The 18,748-nt window shown below is 64.6% G+C and carries 20 protein-coding genes; 10 read left to right on the top strand and 10 right to left on the bottom strand.

Annotation, left to right across the window (positions count from 1 at the left end; genetic code table 11):
- Nucleotides 1–216 precede the first annotated feature (216 nt).
- From D3876_RS18700 to D3876_RS18690, 3 genes are all read left to right on the top strand, one after another.
- Nucleotides 217–1,653: a L,D-transpeptidase family protein gene (locus tag D3876_RS18700; RefSeq protein ID WP_238475447.1), complete on the top strand. Its 1,437-nt coding sequence runs from the start codon at nucleotides 217–219 to the stop codon at nucleotides 1,651–1,653.
- 61 nt (nucleotides 1,654–1,714) lie between these two features.
- Nucleotides 1,715–1,948, top strand: coding sequence for a DUF2188 domain-containing protein (locus D3876_RS18695; protein WP_119765070.1), 234 nt, complete (start codon nucleotides 1,715–1,717; stop codon nucleotides 1,946–1,948).
- Between the two features lie 10 nt (nucleotides 1,949–1,958).
- Nucleotides 1,959–2,660, top strand: coding sequence for an NAD-dependent deacylase (locus D3876_RS18690; protein WP_119765068.1), 702 nt, complete (start codon nucleotides 1,959–1,961; stop codon nucleotides 2,658–2,660).
- Nucleotides 2,661–3,015: 355 nt separating this feature from the next.
- Here D3876_RS18690 and D3876_RS18685 read toward each other — a convergent pair whose 3' ends face one another.
- Both D3876_RS18685 and era read right to left on the bottom strand, forming a co-directional pair.
- Nucleotides 3,016–3,195: a hypothetical protein gene (locus tag D3876_RS18685; RefSeq protein WP_182912095.1), complete on the bottom strand. Its 180-nt coding sequence runs from the start codon at nucleotides 3,193–3,195 to the stop codon at nucleotides 3,016–3,018.
- 2 nt (nucleotides 3,196–3,197) lie between these two features.
- The gene (era, locus tag D3876_RS18680; protein WP_119765064.1) at nucleotides 3,198–4,106 is read right to left on the bottom strand and encodes a GTPase Era; all 909 of its coding nucleotides are present in this window, start codon (nucleotides 4,104–4,106) and stop codon (nucleotides 3,198–3,200) included.
- Between the two features lie 98 nt (nucleotides 4,107–4,204).
- On the opposite strand from era, the gene D3876_RS18675 reads away from it, so the two are divergent.
- Nucleotides 4,205–4,609, top strand: coding sequence for a nuclear transport factor 2 family protein (locus tag D3876_RS18675; protein WP_119765062.1), 405 nt, complete (start codon nucleotides 4,205–4,207; stop codon nucleotides 4,607–4,609).
- Between the two features lies 1 nt (nucleotide 4,610).
- On the opposite strand, the gene rnc is transcribed toward D3876_RS18675, so the two are convergent.
- The 5 genes from rnc to D3876_RS18655 are packed head-to-tail and all read right to left on the bottom strand — an operon-like array spanning nucleotide 4,611 to nucleotide 7,907.
- Nucleotides 4,611–5,330: a ribonuclease III gene (rnc, locus tag D3876_RS18670; protein WP_119765060.1), complete on the bottom strand. Its 720-nt coding sequence runs from the start codon at nucleotides 5,328–5,330 to the stop codon at nucleotides 4,611–4,613.
- On the bottom strand, nucleotides 5,279–6,112 hold the full coding sequence (gene lepB, locus D3876_RS18665) for a signal peptidase I (RefSeq protein ID WP_119765058.1): 834 nt from the start codon (nucleotides 6,110–6,112) through the stop codon (nucleotides 5,279–5,281). The genes rnc and lepB overlap by 52 nt, the downstream gene beginning before the upstream one ends.
- Nucleotides 6,113–6,160: 48 nt before the next feature.
- Complete coding sequence (locus tag D3876_RS21090) at nucleotides 6,161–6,286, bottom strand: hypothetical protein (RefSeq protein WP_274378994.1); 126 nt, start codon at nucleotides 6,284–6,286, stop codon at nucleotides 6,161–6,163.
- Nucleotides 6,283–7,497: an MFS transporter gene (locus tag D3876_RS18660; protein ID WP_220475486.1), complete on the bottom strand. Its 1,215-nt coding sequence runs from the start codon at nucleotides 7,495–7,497 to the stop codon at nucleotides 6,283–6,285. The genes D3876_RS21090 and D3876_RS18660 overlap by 4 nt, the downstream gene beginning before the upstream one ends.
- Complete coding sequence (locus D3876_RS18655; protein ID WP_220475485.1) at nucleotides 7,494–7,907, bottom strand: MarR family winged helix-turn-helix transcriptional regulator; 414 nt, start codon at nucleotides 7,905–7,907, stop codon at nucleotides 7,494–7,496. The genes D3876_RS18660 and D3876_RS18655 overlap by 4 nt, the downstream gene beginning before the upstream one ends.
- 110 nt (nucleotides 7,908–8,017) lie before the next feature.
- Between D3876_RS18655 and pgi the strand changes: the two genes are divergently transcribed.
- Nucleotides 8,018–9,517, top strand: a complete 1,500-nt coding sequence (pgi, locus tag D3876_RS18650) for a glucose-6-phosphate isomerase (protein WP_119765054.1) — start codon at nucleotides 8,018–8,020, stop codon at nucleotides 9,515–9,517.
- 185 nt (nucleotides 9,518–9,702) lie between these two features.
- Nucleotides 9,703–11,049 carry a glutathione-disulfide reductase gene (gorA, locus tag D3876_RS18645; RefSeq protein WP_119765052.1) on the top strand — a complete coding sequence of 449 codons (1,347 nt, stop codon included), beginning with the start codon at nucleotides 9,703–9,705 and terminating at the stop codon, nucleotides 11,047–11,049.
- 9 nt (nucleotides 11,050–11,058) lie between these two features.
- Here the strand turns inward: gorA and D3876_RS18640 are convergent, their stop codons facing one another.
- Both D3876_RS18640 and acs read right to left on the bottom strand, forming a co-directional pair.
- Entirely contained in the window at nucleotides 11,059–11,406 is a 348-nt protein-coding gene (locus D3876_RS18640) for a putative quinol monooxygenase (protein WP_119765050.1), read from the bottom strand.
- On the bottom strand, nucleotides 11,403–13,343 hold the full coding sequence (acs, locus tag D3876_RS18635; RefSeq protein WP_119765048.1) for an acetate--CoA ligase: 1,941 nt from the start codon (nucleotides 13,341–13,343) through the stop codon (nucleotides 11,403–11,405). Before acs ends, D3876_RS18640 begins: the two co-directional genes overlap by 4 nt.
- Nucleotides 13,344–13,703: 360 nt before the next feature.
- Here acs and D3876_RS18625 point away from each other — a divergent pair, with 360 nt between their 5' ends.
- On the top strand, nucleotides 13,704–14,099 hold the full coding sequence (locus D3876_RS18625) for an endonuclease domain-containing protein (RefSeq protein ID WP_119765044.1): 396 nt from the start codon (nucleotides 13,704–13,706) through the stop codon (nucleotides 14,097–14,099).
- 32 nt (nucleotides 14,100–14,131) lie between these two features.
- On the opposite strand, the gene D3876_RS18620 is transcribed toward D3876_RS18625, so the two are convergent.
- Complete coding sequence (locus D3876_RS18620) at nucleotides 14,132–15,526, bottom strand: helix-turn-helix domain-containing protein (protein WP_238475446.1); 1,395 nt, start codon at nucleotides 15,524–15,526, stop codon at nucleotides 14,132–14,134.
- Nucleotides 15,527–15,719: 193 nt separating this feature from the next.
- Here D3876_RS18620 and D3876_RS18615 point away from each other — a divergent pair, with 193 nt between their 5' ends.
- From D3876_RS18615 to D3876_RS18605, 3 genes are all read left to right on the top strand, one after another.
- Nucleotides 15,720–17,246 (top strand): acyl-CoA carboxylase subunit beta, encoded by a 1,527-nt coding sequence (locus D3876_RS18615; RefSeq protein ID WP_119765042.1) that lies wholly within the window; start codon nucleotides 15,720–15,722, stop codon nucleotides 17,244–17,246.
- An 87-nt stretch (nucleotides 17,247–17,333) separates the two neighbouring features.
- Nucleotides 17,334–17,756 (top strand): methylmalonyl-CoA epimerase, encoded by a 423-nt coding sequence (mce, locus tag D3876_RS18610; RefSeq protein ID WP_119765040.1) that lies wholly within the window; start codon nucleotides 17,334–17,336, stop codon nucleotides 17,754–17,756.
- 199 nt (nucleotides 17,757–17,955) lie between these two features.
- Nucleotides 17,956–18,747: an enoyl-CoA hydratase-related protein gene (locus D3876_RS18605; RefSeq protein WP_238475445.1), complete on the top strand. Its 792-nt coding sequence runs from the start codon at nucleotides 17,956–17,958 to the stop codon at nucleotides 18,745–18,747.
- Nucleotide 18,748 lies beyond the last annotated feature (1 nt).

The following is an 18,748-nucleotide window of genomic DNA, read 5'->3' as shown; positions in this document are numbered from 1 at the left end:
GCCGTGCCCGCCGCCGCCGCCACCACCGCCCCCGCCCAGCCCGTCCGGTGAGCGAGGACACTGATCGAATCCATGCGTAGTTCCATGTTGAGTTCCCACGCCGGCTGCCTGCGCGCGCCGGCGTGGCGACGTCTGTCACTGACCTGCCTCGCACCGCTTCTGGTGCTATCGATTTCCGCATCCCCGGCCCTTGGACAAGCAAGGCCGACCGCCGCCGTGTCCGCCGAACTCCGTTCGGCCATGGGGGGCAAGCTCAAGGCTTTCTACAGGGCGCGTGCCTGGTGGCCGCTCTGGATTCAGGGCGATACGCTCGGCCCCGAAGCGGATCGGCTGATCGCACTCATCGAAAGCTCGGACCTCGATGGTCTGGATCCTGCCGATTTTGATCCCGAAGATCTTCGCGATGTCGTCGAGGTCGCGCGTAGCGGATCGCCCGAGGCGCTCGCCCGCGCCGAGGTCCGCCTGTCGCGTGCCTTTGCCGCCTATGTCCGCGCGCTGCGACGCGCTCCCACGGTCAAGATGGTCTATCTCGACCAGGAACTGGTGCCCGAACAGCCCACCGAGATCGAGGTGCTGCGCGCCGCGGGCGTCGAGACCTCGATGGCCGCCTATGTCGACACGATGGGCTGGATGAATCCGATCTATGCGCAGCTCCGTGCGCGATTGGTGGATTATCACGAGAACTGGTCCGGCCTTCCTGAGATCGTGCTGCCGCCCGGGCCGACGTTGCGTTCGGGCATGAAGGGCGAACGCGTGGCATTGCTGCGCGAGCGGCTGGGGCTCGCGCCCGGCGCCGGTTTCGACAAGCCGCTCGCGGCGAAGCTGAAGGCCTTTCAGGCAGCGCATGGTTTGCCCGCCGACGCAGTTGCGGGCGCGAAGACGTTGGCAGCGCTCAACCGGGGTTCGGCCTGGTACGAGCATCTGCTCCGGCTCAACCTTGAGCGCGCGCGCGTGCTGCCGGGCACGCGCAAACGCTATGTCGTGGTCGACGCCGCCGCCGCGCGGTTGTGGCTGTACGAGGACGGCGCGGTCGTGGACACGATGAAGGTGATCGTGGGCAAGCCCACAGAGCCGACGCCGATGCTCGCCGGCATGATGCGTTACGCGGTGGTCAATCCTTACTGGAACGTGCCGCCCGATCTTGTCCGCAAGCGGATCGTGCCGCGCGTGGTCGAGAATGGCGAGTCGCTCAACGCGATGGGCTATGAGGCGCTGTCGGACTGGACGCATGACGCGCGCATCCTTGATCAGTCCGAAATCGATTGGACCGCGGTGGCGGCGGGCAGCCAGGAACTGCGCGTGCGCCAGTTGCCGGGCAAGACCAATTCCATGGGCAAGATGAAGTTCATGTTCCCCAACGACCTTGGCATCTACCTTCACGACACGCCCGAAAAGGCGCTGTTCAAGCAAGAAGGGCGGCGCTTCAGCTCCGGCTGCGTCCGCGTCGAGGATGCACAGCGACTCGCGCTCTGGCTGTTCGGAAAGCCGCTCGACGCGCCTTCCGAGGCACCCGAACAGCAGGTCTATCTGCCCCAGCCCGTCCCGGTCTACATAACCTATATGACCGCCGCGCCGACCGACACCGGCATCGCATTTCGCGAGGATGCGTACGAGCGGGATGCGGCTCAGACGGAGCAGTTCGCGGGACGCTGAAGGGGTGGCCAATAACAGGACCAGAGGTTAGCGTCCGCCGCTCGACGCGAAAGGATCAATTATGCCACATGCCCGCTACGCCATCATCCCGCATGGCGATCAGTGGATGATCAACATCGACGGCAAGAATTACGGCCCTTACGTCACGCAGAGCGCGGCGCTTCGCGATGCGGTCGATACTGCGCACAAGGCGGGAGAGGATGGCTTTGAGGCGCAGGTGCTCGTCCAGGGCGCCGACGGACGCTTCGCGACCCAATGGACCTATGGCAAGGACGCCTATCCGCCGACGGCATAAGCGCGCAGTTATGTCCGACATCCGCAACATCGTGATCCTCACCGGCGCAGGCATTTCGGCGGAGAGCGGGCTGGCGACCTTTCGCGGGCCCGACGGACTGTGGGAAGGGCACCGCGTCGAGGATGTCTGCACGCCAGCAGCGCTAGCGCGCGATCCCGTGCTGGTCCACCGCTTCTATGACGCGCGCCGCGCTGCGCTTGAAAATGTTGCGCCCAATGCGGCGCACGATGCGCTCGCGCGACTCGACGCCGCATGGGCGGGGGAACTGCTTATCGTTACGCAGAATGTCGACGATCTGCATGAGCGGGCGGGGGCTGCGCGATTGCTCCACATGCACGGCGAGCTGCAATCGGCGCTGTGTACCGACTGTGGCATGGCGACCCGCTGGAGCGGGCCGATGGGGCATGGACCCGAATGTCCGGGCTGCGGCGCGCGCGCGCTTCGGCCCGACATCGTGTTCTTCGGCGAGATGCCCTATGAGATGGAGCGGATAGACCGAGCGCTTTCACGCGCGGACCTGTTCGTTTCCGTCGGCACATCCGGCGCGGTCTATCCTGCGGCGGGGTTTGTTCAGACGGCGCGTCACCATGGCGCCGAAACCCTCGAACTCAACCTTGAACCGTCCGCCGGCAGCTTCTGGTTCGGCGAGAGTCGTATGGGTGCAGCGAGCGTGCTTGTGCCCCGATGGGTTGATGAAATTCTTCAGGCCTGATTGGAAAAAAATCACAGTCGCTCATTTTTGGGCGCTTGACGCTTGCATTCCTGCCCGAAACGCGGAACTATGCGCATGATAATATAAAATCTGGGTGAGAGTGATGCGCGCACTAAAGATGCTTAAGTCGAAGTACGACTGTATCCTGATGATATCGTTCGCGATATCGATCTGGGTCGCGCTGATCGCGATCCTCTACGCAAAGTTCTGAGCCCGCGCGCATCGCGCATCGCGCACCGCCGCTAGAGCACTTCCCGAAAAAGTGGCAACCGGTTTTTCGGTCAGGAAGTGCTCAAAATATTGAATTGCGAGCCTTTCTTGTCCAGCAAGGCGATTCCGCCTTGCCGGGAAAGGCTCAGCGGAGCTTGCTGACTTTCAATCCATCCTGCTTTGCGCGGGTCTGAACCGACTCTTCGCTGCGTGTCAGCGCTTTTGCGATGGCTTTCAGCGACATCCCCTTGGCCGCAAGACGGTGAAGCTTCTGGATCTCGTCCGAGGTCCAGGGCTGGCGGTGTCTTTCGAATCGCTCGCCCATCGTCATTCCACCCAATCGAGGCCGATATCACGGTAGAGGCCGCGATCCTCCTCCCAGTCGGGCTTCACCTTCACATGCAGATAGAGATGGACGCGCACGCCGCCGAGTAGTTCGGAGAGCTGCGCGCGCGCGCGGCTGCCGATTTCCTTCAGCCGCTGGCCGCCCTTGCCTAGAATGATCGCGCGCTGCGTCGGCCGTGCGACGAGGATCTGCTGGTGGATCTCGACCGATCCATCTTCGCGCTCCGAATATTTCTCTGTTTCGACAGCGCTCGCATAGGGCAGTTCGGCATGGAGCTGGAGATAGAGCTGCTCGCGCGTCACCTCGGCCGCGAGCATGCGATCGGTGGCGTCGGAGACCTGATCCTCAGGAAAGTGCCAGGGCCCCTCGGGCATCGCCGCGCCAAGCGCTGCCTTGAGTTCGGGAAGGCCGTCGCCCGTCGTGGCGCTGACCATGAAGATGTGATCGAAAGCGATCCGCTCGTTGAGCCGCTCGGCGTGGACGAGCAGCTTGCCTTTATCCGCCACGTCGACCTTGTTGAGGATCAGGATCTTGGGCTCGCGCCGATCCTTCAGCGCTTCGATGATGCCTTGCACCTTCGGGCCGAGCCCGGCCTTCGAGTCCACCACGAGCGCGATCAGATCCGCGTCGCGCGCGCCGTCCCACGCCGCCGCCACCATCGCGCGGTCCAGCCGGCGGCGCGGTTCGAAGATTCCGGGGGTGTCGACAAGCATGATCTGGTTCGCGCCGTCGATCGCGATGCCCATCAGGCGGGTACGCGTGGTCTGCGCCTTGGGGCTGACGATCGCGACCTTCTGGCCGACGAGCGCATTGACCAGTGTCGACTTGCCCGCATTGGGCGCGCCGACGATCGCGACGAGGCCGCATCTTTGATTGGGGAGAGTGTTCACCCTCTGCCCTTCGCGCGAAACCGTGTTGAACGCAAGAAGCGGGACGCCCGGTGCGATAAATCCCGGGAGGAAGGGGGCGCACTATCCGGGAGATACTTATGACAGAAGCCGAGGTTTCCAATTTCGTTGTCGCCTTCGCGGCCGCCTGGGCCGCGCGGGAACCCTCCGCTTTTGAGGCGCTGTGGCATCCCGACGGCGTGCTGCATTATCCTTATGTCGATCGCCCGGTCGCCGGGGCGGAGATCGGCCGCCGGAACGCCGCGCACAACGAGCAGACCCCCGATCTGGTTTGGCAATTGCTCGACTGGACATGGCGCGGCGACGTCGTGATCGTCGAATGGCAACTTACCAACATGGCGGGCGGAAAACGCGTCCAATGGCGCGGCGTCGACAAGTTCACGCTGCGCGACGGCAAGATCATGGAGGAAATCGTCTATTCGGATACGGCGCCGCAACGCGCGCTGATGGAAGGCCGGCATCTGGAACCGATGCTGCGCTTTTGAATCAGCGCAACAGCTTTTCGAGGAGAGCACGCGCGGCGGCGGTTTCGGCTTCCTGCTTGGAAGAACCCGTCGCGCTTGCCTCGGCGAGCTTGCCGACCGTCACCGTGACCGTGAACCTGGGTGAATGGTGCGGCCCCGATCGATCGGTGATCTCATAGACCGGAGGCTTGCGGTTGTGCGAAGCCGCCCATTCCTGAAGTTCCGACTTGGGATGCTTGGGCGCCGCGTCCTGCGTCTCTACCACCATCGCCCAGGCGCGCCGGATGAAGGTGCGCGCGGCGTCCTGCCCGCCTTCGAGATAAACCGCGCCGATCAGCGCCTCGACCACGTCGCCCACGACATTGTCGCTGTGCGCGGCGCCGTCGTCGCGCGCCTGCTTGCCGAGCCGCAGATACGGCACGACGCCGATCTCGCGACCGACCTTCGCGCAACTCTCGCGCGTGACGAGCGCGTTGAGGCGGCGCGAGAGTTTGCCTTCGGGTTCGTCGGGAAATTCGGCGTAGAGCCATTCCGCGATGACCAGGGCCAGCACGCGATCGCCGAGAAATTCGAGCCGTTCGTAATTGTCGCCGGCATGGCTGCCATGCGTCAGCGCGCGCGTGAAGAGCGCGAGGTCCTTGGGGGCATGACCCAGCGCTTGCTCAATCCACGTGCCAAGATCGGGCGTGCTCAGAAGCCTTCCCCGATGCGGCTCCACCGCGCGGCGGTGAGCCAGGTCCATGGCAGCAGCCACTTCGCATTGCCGTCGGTCGAAAACACGCTGACCCATGCCTTGCCGACCAGATTGGCCTCGGGCACCAACCCGATTGCACCATTGTCGACGGCGGGGAAGCGGCTATCCGCGCTGTGGTCGCGATTGTCTCCCATCAGGAAGAGCATGCCCTGAGGGACGACATAGACCTGCGTGTCATCTCCGACGGTGCCCTGGGCGGTGTCGAGCACTTCATAGCTCTTGCCGCCCGGCAACGTCTCACGGTAGCGCGTGTAGCGGCAAGTGATGGCGCCATCGGCAGCGCGCTCTGCCGCCGCCGTGGTCAGGCAGTGGCTCGTCGGTGTTTCGGGCAGCGCGGCATCGGCGATGCGCTGGCGGGGTACGGGCGTCCCGTTGAGGATGATCTGTCCGGCCTTCACCTGAATCATGTCGCCGGGCACGCCGATCACGCGCTTGATATAATCCTGACGCTGACTGGGCGGGGCCTTGAAGACGACGACGTCGCCGCGTTCGGGCGTGCTCGCCATGATGCGTCCGGGGATCAGTGGCAGGCTGAAGGGCAGGCTGTATTTCGAATAGCCATAGTTCCACTTCGAGACGAGCAGATAGTCGCCGACCAGCAGCCGCGGCATCATTGATTCGGACGGGATGTTGAACGGCGCCGCGAAGAAGCTGCGGATGATGAAGACTATGATCCCGAGCTTGAGAAGGAAGCCAAGGAAATCAAGTGTTTCCGACTTCTTCTTCTGTGGAACTTCGGGAAGGGCTTCGGCCGGTGTGATATCGGTCATGTCCGCGCTTTGCTGTGGAAAGGGGGTAAAATCAAGCTTGGCCCCGATTCAGAAGCAATAGGCGATGAAACCCGACAGCCACACCATCGCGCCCTGATCGCGCCAGAGCAGCCAGCCGAGGACGAGAAGCGGCAGCAGGATCGCAACGACGGCAAGAGGATGAGGCCCTTTCATGCGGGCTGAAGTCTTGCCATCGGTGCATCGCGGATCGGCAAGTGGATGAGTGCCGCGAACAGGCCAAGCGCGATCGATACGCCCCATGCGAAGTCGTAGGAACCGCTCAGGTCATACATATAGCCCGATGCCCAGGCACCGAAGAAGCTGCCGATCTGATGGCTCATGAAGACGATGCCGCCGAGCATCGACAGGTGCCGGACACCGAAGATCTGGCTGACCAGCCCGTTGGTAAGCGGGACGGTGCCGAGCCACAGGAAACCCATGATCGCGGCGAAGCCGAGCGCGGTTGCAGGGCTGAGCGGCAGGATCAGGAACAGTGCGATCAGCACCGAGCGCGCGGTGTAGAGACCCGCGAGCACGTGATGTTTGCGCAACCGATCGCCCGCGACACCGAAGACGTAGGAGCCGAGGATGTTGAACAGCCCGATCAGCGCGAGCGCGGTGGCGCCAATGCCGATGCCGAGACCCTTGTCGTTGAGATAGGCCGGGAAATGCGTCGCGATGAAGGCGACGTGGAAACCGCAGACGAAATAGCCGGCGTTGAGCAGCCAGAAACTGCGTTGGCCGCTGGCTTCCGCAAGCGCCTGGCGTACGGTCTGATGCGGCTCCGTGCCGGCATGGCCACCGGGCCGGCCGGCAACGCCCATAGCGAAAGCGGCAATGGTGGCGATCAGGCCGGCGAGCACGACGAAAGCCATGCGATAGCCGAACTCGGCAAGCAGCGCCTGCGCACCCGGAACAACGAGGAACTGGCCGACCGATCCGCCCGCGGTGACGATCCCGAACGCCATGCTGCGCTTTTCGGCGGGAACGACGCGGCCAACCGCGCCCATCGTGACGGTGAAGGTGCATCCCGCCATTGCGAGCCCGACCATCAGCCCGAGCGACAGATGAATACCGACAGCATCGGTCGCGGCGGAGGCGGCGATGAGCCCCGCTGCATAGAGCAAGGCGCCGACAAGCGTGACGCGCCCCGCGCCATGCTTGTCGGCGAGCGCACCGACAAAGGGCTGGACGAGACCGAAAACGAGATTCTGGATCGCCAGTGCCAGCCCGAAGCTCGATCGCCCGATATCGAGCGCCATGCTCATCTGCGGCAGGAACAGTCCAAAGGACTGACGCACACCCATCGCCAGCGTGACGATGACCGCCGCGCAGAGGATCACGGTCCATGGACTTTTCATGGTCGAGACGGGGGAGGCGTTCACGCGCGGATTTCCTCAATACGATCAAGAATGGTGAAAAGCTGGTCGCGATCCGCGCCGAGCGTGTCCACCATGCGGCGCTGCGCCTGCTCCCAAAGCGGCGTTCCAAGCGCCAGCTTCGACATGCCCGCGCCGGTCAGTTCGATGATTCGCACGCGCTGGTCGGCGCCCGGCCGCGAGCAAATCAGCTTGCTGGTTTCAAGCGGCTGAAGCGTCCGGTTGAGCGTCGTGCGGTCGAGCCCGCTGGCGGCCGCAAGCGTCGACAGCGGCGAGGCGCCGATACGCTGCAGCGTTCGGAGCAATGCGAATTGCGGCGTGCTCATTCCTATCGGCGCGAGCGCGTCATCGTAAAGCGCGGTAACAGCGCGCGCCGAACGGCGGAGCTTGGTACAGACGCAGGCGGTGGACAGCATGATTTGGGTGCATATACACGTAAGACGAACAGGTCAATCACCGGGTCGCTTTGGCTGGAAAGGTCCGCCGATCTTGCTACAGAAAGCGACGACGATTGGGAGAAGCGTTGATGACCGAAGCCACCGCCTGGGACCGCCTCAAAAGTGCTGATAGGTCAACGCTGTCAGAGTTATTTGCATCGACGCCCGATCGCCTGTCTCAGTTCACGCTGGAAGAGGTGGGAATCCGCTTCGATTGGTCCAAGACGCACCTGACCCCCAGGCTCGTCTCGGACTTTGCAGCCTTGGCGCAGGAAATGGATCTGGGGGGCGCGCGTGAAGCGCTGTTCGCGGGCAAGACGGTCAACGTGACCGAGGCGCGCGCCGCCGAACACACCGCCGAACGCGGCGAGGGCAATGCTGACAGCGTGGCGCGCGCGCGGATGTTTCATGCGCGGATGCGCGCGCTGATCGATGCGATCGAGGCCGAGGCGCTTGGGCCGGTGCGTCACATATTGCATGTCGGCATCGGTGGTTCTGCGCTGGGTCCCAATCTTCTGGTCGATGCGCTTGGCCGCGATTCGGGGCGCTATGACGTGGCGATCGTCTCCAACGTCGACGGCGCTGCGCTGGAGGAGGTGTTCAACCGCTTCGATCCGTCGGCGACGCTGTTGGCGGTCGCGTCCAAGACCTTCACCACCACCGAGACGATGCTCAACGCGCAGAGCGCGCTCGAATGGATGACCGAGGCGGGCGTCGAGGATCCCTATGGCCGGGTCATCGCGCTCACCGCCGCGCCCGAACGCGCGATCGAATGGGGTGTCGACGAAACACGCGTGCTGCCCTTCGCGGAGAGTGTCGGTGGGCGCTATTCGCTCTGGTCCTCGATCGGCTTTCCCGCCGCGCTCGCCCTAGGCTGGGATGCGTTCGAGGAGTTGCTTGAGGGTGCGGCTGCGATGGACCGGCATTTCCGTCTCGCGCCGATCGAAAAGAATGCACCGGTGCTCGCCGCCTTTGCCGATCTCTATTATGCGCAATTGCGCGGCTGCGAGACGCGCGCGGTGTTCGCCTATGACGAGCGGCTGCGGTTGCTGCCCAGCTATCTCCAGCAGCTCGAGATGGAATCGAACGGCAAGCGGGTAACGGCCTCGGGCGCGGCGCTGACCCGATCCAGTGCCCCGATTACCTGGGGCGGCGTCGGAACCGACGCGCAGCACGCGGTGTTCCAACTGCTCCACCAGGGCACGCATCTGGTCCCCGTCGAGTTCGTCGCCGCGATCGAGCCGGGCCACCCGCTCGATGAGGCGCATCACCGGCAGTTGCTTGTGAACTGCTTCGCGCAGGGCGCGGCGTTGATGGCGGGGCGCGAAAGCGATGATCTTGCACGCGCCTATCCTGGCGACCGGCCCTCGACGACGATCCTGCTCGATCAGGTCGATCCGCGCACGCTCGGTGCGCTCATCGCCTTCTATGAACACCGCGTGTTCGTGAACGCGGTGCTGCTCGGCATCAATCCCTTCGACCAGTTCGGGGTCGAGCTCGGCAAGGAGATCGCGAAGTCGATCGACAGCGAAGGCACCGACCGCTTCGATGCCTCGACCCGCGCGCTGATCGCGCGTGCCTTTGGCTGAGGCGATCAGTCTGACGCGCAAAAGCGATTTGTGTGTTTGACCGGCGCTTCCTAGATGGGCCGTGACTTTCATTGTCATTCCCGCGAAAGCGGGAATCCAGCCGGTGCCGATGCTACCCTGCATGTCTCAAGCATCGTCTGGATTCCCGCTTTCGCGGGAATGACACCAGCTTAAAGGGAAGAGCGATGCCCGCCTACGACTATGATCTTTTTGTGATCGGCGCGGGCTCGGGCGGTGTGCGCGCGTCGCGCGTCGCGGCGGCGCATGGCGCGAAGGTCGCGATCTGCGAGGAGTATCGGGTCGGCGGCACTTGCGTGATCCGCGGCTGCGTTCCCAAGAAGCTGCTCGTCTATGGCGCGCATTTCGCGGAGGATCTGCAGGACGCCAAGCGCTTTGGCTGGGACGTCCCCGATTGCAGGTTCGACTGGCCGACCCTGCGCGATAATGTCCTTGCCGATGTCGACCGCCTCAACCGCGCGTACACCGACACGCTCAATAACAACAAGGTCGAGATCATCCTCGAACGCGCGACGGTCGAAGGTCCGAACGCGGTCAAGCTCGCCTCGGGCAAGACCGTGACCGCGGGCAAGATCCTGATCGCGACAGGCGCATGGCCGATCATCCCCGACGTACCGGGGGCAGAGCTTGGCATCACATCGAACGAGGTCTTCCACCTTGATGCGCTACCGAAGCGCATCGTCATCGCGGGCGGCGGCTATATCGCCAACGAGTTCGCTGGAATCTTCCACGAGTTCCGCAGCCATGTGACGCTGGTCAACCGTTCGGACACGATCCTGCGTGGCTATGACGAGTCGGTGCGCGACCGGCTGCTTCAGATTTCGATGATGAAAGGCATCGAGTTCAAGTTCAACGCGCCCTTCGAAAAGGTTGAGAAGCAGCAGGACGGCACGCTCAAGATCTTCCTCAAGGGCTGCGATCCGATCGAGGCCGATGCGGTGCTGTTCGCGACGGGGCGTCGACCCCATACCGAAGGGCTGGGGCTCGAGAATGCGGGCGTGGAGATCGACGCCAACGGCGCGATCGTGGTCGATGCCGACAACAAGTCGAGCTGCGACAGCATCTATGCGGTGGGCGACGTCACCAACCGCGTCCAGCTCACCCCCGTTGCGATCCGCGAGGGGCAGGCCTTTGCCGACACGATCTTCGGCGGCAAGCCGACGCGGGTCGACTATGGCTGCATCCCCTCGGCGGTGTTCAGCCATCCGCCGATTGCGGGCGTGGGCATGACCGAGGGCCAGGCGCGCAACAAGCTCGGTTCGATCAAGGTCTATCAGTCGGACTTCCGGCCGATGAAGAATGTGCTCGCGGGCCGCAACGAACGCGCGCTCTACAAGATGATCTGCAATGCCGAGACCGATGTGGTCGTGGGCCTCCACATGATCGGCCCCGACGCTCCCGAGATCCTGCAGGCGGCCGCGATAGCGGTGAAGGCGGGGCTCACCAAGCAGGCCTGGGACGACACCGTGGCGCTCCACCCCAGCATGGCCGAGGAACTGGTGCTTCTGCGCTGAGCCGGTTGCTCAGCGCTTGAAGGTTTCGCCCTTCATGCTCGCCATCAGCGCCTTGACCTCGCGGATCGCTTGCGGGTCGATCTGCTTGACCGAGGCAGCGTGATCCTCGGCCGAATCCCAGATCTCGACGATCACGACGCGGTCGGGGTTCTTGCCGTCGCGCACCACTTCATAGGCGCGCCGGCCCTTGGTCTGAGGGATGGGCGGGATTTCCCTCTGCATCCGCGCGTAGAGCGCGTCGCCCTTGCCGGGGTGCGCGATCATCTCGCCCACCATGACGATGCCTTTGGCGGGCTCGGCTGCCGCGAGCGCAGCGGGCGCGAGCGCGAGCAGCAGCGGGGCGAGCCAGCGCGTCATCCCACGCGGTTCGCGACGAGATCGTCGACCACCGAAGGATCGGCGAGCGTCGAGGTGTCGCCGAGCGATGAGACCTCGCCCTCGGCGATCTTGCGGAGGATGCGGCGCATGATCTTGCCCGAACGCGTCTTGGGCAGGCCCGGCGCGAACTGGATGGCGTCGGGGGTCGCGATCGGGCCGATCTCGGTGCGGACCCATTGCTTCAGCTCGGCGCGCAGTTCCTCGCTCGCCGCGCAATTGGCGTTCAGGGTCACATAGGCATAGATGCCCTGGCCCTTGATGTCGTGCGGCATCCCGACCACCGCGGCCTCGGCGACCTGCGGATGGAGCACCAGCGCGCTCTCGACCTCGGCGGTGCCCATGCGGTGGCCCGAGACATTGATGACGTCGTCGACGCGGCCGGTGATCCAGTAATAGCCGTCCTCGTCGCGGCGGCAGCCGTCGCCGGTGAAATATTTGCCCGGATAGGTGGTGAAATAGGTCTGGAAGAAGCGCTGGTGATCGCCCCAGACCGTGCGCATCTGCCCCGGCCAGCTCCGCGCGATGACGAGGTTGCCCTCGGTCGCGCCATCGAGGATCCTGCCGTCGCCGTCGACGAGCTGCGGCTCGATGCCGAACATCGGCTTCGTCGCGGAGCCGGGCTTGAGGTCGATCGCACCGGGCATGGGCGCGATCATCGCGGCGCCCGTCTCGGTCTGCCACCAGGTGTCGACGATCGGGCAGCGACCCTCGCCGACGATTTCGTGATACCAGCGCCACGCCTCGGGATTGATCGGCTCGCCCACGGTGCCGAGAAGCTTCAGCGACTTGCGGCTGGTCGACTTCACATAATCGTCACCCTCCTTCATCAGCGCGCGCAGCGCCGTGGGGGCGGTGTAGAGGATCTCGACATTGTGGCGGTCGGCGACCTGCCAGATGCGGCTGGGGGTCGGCCAGTTGGGCAGGCCCTCATACATCAGCGTCGTCGCGCCGTTGGCGAGCGGACCATAGACGATATAGCTGTGCCCTGTGACCCAGCCGATATCCGCCGCGCACCAGTAGATCTGGCCGGGGCGGTAGTCGAAATAGAGCTCGTGCGTCAGGCTCGCCCAGAGCAGATAGCCGCCCGTACTGTGGAGCACGCCCTTGGGCTTGCCCGTAGAACCCGAGGTGTAGAGGATGAAGAGCGGATCCTCGGCGCCCATCGGCTCGGGCGGGCAGTCGGCGGTCACGTCGGCGGCCGCGTCATGATACCAGATGTCGCGCTGAGCGTTCATCGCGACGGTGCCGTCTGTCGCCTTCACCACCACGACCTTGCGGACGCTGGTGCAGTGCCTGAGCGCCTCATCGACATTGGCCTTAAGCGGCACCTTCTTGCCGCCGCGGCGGCCCTCGTCTGCGGTGACGACGAGCGTTGAATCGCAGTCGGTGATCCGGCCCGCGAGCGCCTCGGGCGAGAAGCCGCCAAAGACGACCGAATGGATCGCACCGATCCGCGCGCAGGCGAGCAGCGCGAAAGCGGCCTCGGGGATCATCGGCAGGTAGATGGTGACGCGGTCGCCCTTCTTCGCGCCGGCGCCTTTGAGCACATTGGCGAAGCGGCAGACCTCTTCGTGGAGCTGGCGGTAGGTGTAGCTGCGCGGCGCTTCGTCGGGACTGTCGGGTTCCCAGAGGATGGCGACGCTGTCGGCTTTGTCCTTGAGGTGACGGTCGACGCAGTTGACCGAGACGTTCAGCTTGCCGTCGGCGAACCACTGGATGCGGAAATCCTGTTCCCTGAACGACCAGTCGCCCGCGATCTCGGGGCGCTTGATCCAGTCGAGCCGCTTCGCCTGTTCGAGCCAGAAGCTGCCGGGATCGGCAAGCGCGCGGCCATAGAGCTGCTCATATTTCGCGGCATCGACCCGCGCCTTTTCGGCCCATTCGCGCGGTACCGGAAACAGATCCTGCTCAGACATCCGACTCTCCACTGATTGTGGCCGCTGTTTGAAGGAAGGGCCGGGGCAAGGGCAAGTGGCGATCGGCGCTATTTTTTCGATTTGGAAGCGGAAGCGCGCGGCCCGATCGAGGCGGTCAGCGCCGAAGGTCACGAAGTCAGCCGCGTGGAGATAATCCGCTCGATCAGTTGCGCAATATTGATCGAACGGTTCGATCAAGGCAGGCCGGTGCGCATGGTTTGGGCAGCATGTCAGGCGCCGGGCCTGTAGGACAACGGTTTTTTCGGCGGGTTTCGACCGATGTCGGACAACCCCCCTCCCTGAAAGGGAGGGGCTGGGGGTGGGTAGGCGCGCGAGGCGCGCCTCATTATTGTTCGGCCCATGCGCCGCGTTCCCGACCATATGACCAGCAACGCTCGTGCACTGCGCAACGATGCCACGCCGGCGGAAAGACTGCTCTGGCGGCACCTTTCCTGCTATCGGCCGCGCTTCACCCGCCAGTTCGTCGTTGGCCCCTATATTCTCGACATCGCATGCCGATCGGCGAAGCTCGCGATCGAGTTGGAGGGGAGGCAGCATCTCGACGACGCGGATAGAGACGCACGCCGTTCCGCGTGGCTGGCAACGCAAGGATGGACGGTGATGCGCTTCTGGAACGGTACGGTGCTGGAAAATCCCGAAGGCGTGATCGAAGCTATACTCCTGAAGGCCGCCGAGTGCCTCGGCGGAACCCACCCCCAACCCCTCCCTTCCAGGGAGGGGAGAAGAAGCCGCTGAACGTCCATCGTGCCACTCCCGACATTGTCGCTTCACGCCACCCGGTACGGAACCACGTCGCGCCGGTCAGGATCGATGCGGATCGCGCGGTCGGCGGGGGGGAAGGCGCGCTGGTCGCAGTCGGGGCGCGGGCAGAGCCGGCAGGAGATGCCGATGGGGGTGGCGGCGCCCGCCAGGTCAAGACCATCGGCGTAAATGAAGTCGCGGGCGTGCTCGACCTCGCAGCCCAAGGCCACCGCGTAACGGCGCGGGGTGCGGGCGTAGCTGCCCGAGGGCTTCACCAGCCCCTTGGCCATCTGGACATAGCGGACGCCATCGGGGGTCTCGGCGAGCTGGACGAGGATGCGGTCGGGGATCGCGACGGCCTCGTGCACGATCCACAAGGGGCAGGCGCCGCCGAAGCGCGCGAACTGGAGGCGCGTGGCGGAATGGCGCTTGGTGATGTTGCCCGCCATGTCGACGCGGCAGAAGAAGAAGGGGATGCCGCGCGCGCCGGGGCGCTGGAGCGTCGAGAGGCGGTGGCATGCCTGTTCGAAGCTGACCGAGAAACGCTGGCACAGCCGGTCGATATCGTGGCGCAGCGTGCGCGCGGTGTTGCGGAAGCGTTCATAGGGCATGAGCAGCGCGCCGGCGGCATAGTTGGCGAGACCGACCGCGAGGAGTCGGCGCGCCTCGGCAGTGCCGAGTGCGGCATTGTCCGCGATCGCGCGGATTTCGTCCTCCATGTCGAGCGCGACGAGCTGGTGGGCAAGAAAGAAGCGGCGGCTCTCGGGGGGCAGCGCAGGGGAGAGGCGCAGCCGTCGCGTCGTGCGATCCAGCGCATGGAGTGGCGCATCCATGGCGTCGCCGCCGGTATCCAGCCCCACGCCATGCGCCGTCCGCAGCCGGCCGATCAGCGCGGGCTCACCGGGGCCGATATCGGCGGCAAGCGCTTCGGCGCGGCGGTCGAGCAGATCGACATAATTGCCCGCCTCGTGGAACCAGTCGCGAATTTCCTCCCAGGGCAAGCGGCTGCCGTCGGAGACGCCGCTCGACATCGTTTCTTCGACCATCTGGAGGCGTTCCTCGGCATGGCGATAGGCGGCGTGGAGCGCAATGAAGCGGTCGGCGAAATGCGGCTGCTGCTCGACCAGCTTTTCGAGCAGGTCGGGCGCCAGCGGCATCTCGGCAAAGAGCGGCTCATCGAGCGCGGTGCGCAAGGCCGCGAAGCGGCGGGCGGGTTCGTCGGATTCGAATGCGTCGAGATCGAGTGGATAGTGGCGGCCAAGCGCTGCGAGCACCGCCGAGGTCATGGGCCGGTCGTCATTCTCGAGCTGGCTGAGATAACTGACCGAAATGCCGAGCCGCGCAGCCATCGCGGACTGGCCGAGTCCGGCGCGTTGGCGGAGTGCGCGGAGGCGTTCGCCGGCGAAGAGTCTGCGCTTCACTTACAGCCTCCGTTAGTCCCGAGCGAAGTCGAGGGACGTTGGGGAATCGTGCCAGCGTGTCTCGACTTCGCTCGACACGAAGGGGTTCAAGGAACCTACTTTGCAAATTGCCCATTCGCAACTTCGCAAATTCACATTTGCGTCGCGAGCCAAAGCCTGAAAAAGGGCGGGTTCGTCAAGGATCGAGGAACTCATGCAGGCAATTGTCGAACAGCTCGAAGCAAAGCGCTCTGCGGCGCGGCTCGGTGGCGGGCAGAAGCGGATCGATGCGCAGCACGCCAAGGGCAAGCTCACCGCGCGCGAGCGGATCGACGTGCTGCTCGACGAGGGCAGTTTCGAGGAGCTCGACATGTATGTCGAGCATAACTGCGTCGATTTCGGCATGCCCGAGCAGGTGATCCCCGGCGACGGCGTGGTGACGGGTTCGGGGACGATCAACGGTCGCCTCGTCTATGTGTTCAGCCAGGACTTCACGGTGTTCGGCGGCTCGCTCTCCGAGCGCCACGCGCAGAAGATCTGCAAGATCATGGACACCGCGCTGAAGGTCGGCGCGCCCGTGATCGGATTGAATGACTCGGGCGGCGCGCGCATCCAGGAGGGCGTTGCATCGCTTGGCGGCTATGCCGAGGTGTTCCAGCGCAATGTGCTTGCTTCGGGCGTCGTGCCGCAATTGAGCCTTATCATGGGGCCGTGCGCGGGCGGCGCGGTCTACAGCCCCGCAATGACCGACTTCATCTTCATGGTGAAGGACTCGTCCTACATGTTCGTCACCGGCCCCGACGTGGTGAAGACCGTCACCAACGAGGTGGTCACACAAGAGGAACTCGGCGGGGCGGTGACGCATACGACGAAGTCGGGCGTCGCCGACGTGGCGTTCGAGAATGACATCGAGGCGTTGTGGGCTGCGCGGACCTTCATCGACTATCTGCCGCTCTCCAACCGCGAGGACGTGCCCGAGCGCCCGACCGCCGACCCCTATGACAGGTTCGAGGAAAGCCTCGACACGCTGATCCCGGCAAATGCCAACCAGCCCTATGACATGCACGAGCTCATTCGGAAGACCGTCGACGAGGGCGATTTCTTTGAGCTCCAGCCCGCGCATGCCGGCAATATCATCATCGGGTTCGGGCGGATCGAGGGGCGCACCGTCGGCATCGTCGCCAACCAGCCGATGGTGCTCGCAGGCTGCCTCGACATCAACTCGTCCAAAAAGGCGGGGCGCTTCGTGCGCTTCTGCGACGCGTTCGACATTCCGATCATTACCTTTGTCGACGTGCCGGGCTTCCTGCCGGGGACGCAGCAGGAACTGAACGGCATCATCAAGCATGGCGCCAAGCTGCTCTTCGCCTATGCCGAGGCGACCGTGCCCAAGATCACCGTAATCACGCGCAAGGCCTATGGCGGGGCCTATGACGTGATGGCCTCCAAGCATCTGCGCGGCGACCTCAACTACGCGTGGCCTACCGCCGAGATCGCGGTGATGGGCGCCAAGGGCGCGGTCGAGATCATCTTCCGCGGCAAGACGCCGGAAGAGATCGCGGCGCGGACGAAAGAATATGAAGAGCGCTTCGCCAACCCGTTCGTCGCGGCCTCGAAGGGCTTCATCGACGAGGTGATCGCGCCGCACTCGACGCGCAAGCGGATCGCGCTAGGGCTGCGGAAACTGCGCAACAAGCAGCTCGAGAATCCCTGGAAGAAGCATGACAATATTCCGCTCTAACACGGAGTACCCCGGCGAAGGCCGGGGTCCAGAGCCGTTCGCTCAGGACTGGACCCCGGCCTTCGCCGGGGTACTCGGAGGACTAGTATGACCATCGGCCGCCTCAACCATGTCGGCGTTGCGACGCCCTCGATCGAGAAGTCGATCGCGCTCTACCGCGACCTGATGGGCGCGACCAAGATCCACGAGCCCTTTGACCTGCCGCCGCAGGGGGTGCGCGTGTGCTTCGTCGATACGCCCAACAGCCAGATCGAGCTGATCGAGCCGCTGGGCGAGAATTCGCCCATCCTGAAGTTCCTCGAGAAGAACCCGCTGGGCGGGCAGCACCATGTCTGCTTCGAAGTACACGATATCCATGCCGCCAAGGCCGAGATGGAGGCCAAGGGCGCCAAGGTGCTCGGTGAGCCGCGCATCGGCGCGCATGGCACGCCGGTGATCTTCGTCCATCCCAAGGATATGGGCGGGGTGCTGGTCGAGTTGATGGAGACGCCGAAGGACGGCGGGCATTGACCCCGACCTTCTCCCTTGATGGGAGAAGGATACGAAGCCTTGCCGGCAAAGCCGGTTAGGCGAAGTTGGATGAGGGTGATGGTTGGCGTGGGCGCTGATGCCCGGCGTCACCCTCACCCAGCTACGACTAGGCAGCAAGCTGCCAAGTCTTCGCAACCCTCTCCCATCAAGGGAGAGGGTAATTGGGAAGGACGCGCTTTTGACCTACGAAACGATCCGCCTCGACATCGCCGACGGCGTTGCGACGATCACGCTCAACCGGCCCGATCGGCTCAATGCCGCGCCGCCGCAGATGTTCGACGAGATCCGCGATGTGCTCGACGGTGCTCAGGAAAAAGGCATCCGCGCGCTGCTGATCACGGGCGAGGGGCGCGCCTTCTGCTCGGGCGCAGATCTTCAGGGGCGTGACGGAGAGTCGCCGATCACGGGCGGCGCACGCGCCAAGGCAGCGCTTACCGCCAGCTACAACCCGACGATGGTTGCGCTTTCGCAGGCGCCGATCCCGATCGTAACCGCGGTCAACGGGCCGGCAGCGGGGATCGGCTGCTCGCTGGCGCTGGCGGGCGATTTCGTGCTCGCGGGCAAGTCGGCCTATTTCCTGCAGGCCTTCGTCAATATCGGGCTGGTCCCTGATGGCGGTGCGACCTGGATGCTGTCGCGGCTGGTGGGCAAGGCGCGCGCCATGGAGATGATGATGCTCGGCGAGCGGATCCCGGCGGAGAAGGCCGAGAGCTGGGGGCTGATCTACAAGGCGATCGAGGATGCGGTGCTGATGGAAGAGGCGCGGTTGCTGGCGGCGCGGCTGGCGGCGGGGCCGACCTTTGCGCTGGGGCTGATGCGCAAGGGCATCGCCGATGCGTTAGAACAGGATTACGCCGCCGCCATGGCTGCTGAAGCGGCGCGGCAGAACAAGGCGGGCGACAGCGAGGATGCGGCCGAGGGAACGGCTGCCTTCCTCCAGAAGCGCAAGGCGGAATTCAAGGGACGCTGAC

The sequence above is a fragment of the Sphingomonas cavernae genome, assembly GCF_003590775.1.
Lineage (GTDB): Bacteria > Pseudomonadota > Alphaproteobacteria > Sphingomonadales > Sphingomonadaceae > Sphingobium_A > Sphingobium_A cavernae.
This window is presented reverse-complemented; position numbering and strand designations above follow the sequence as displayed.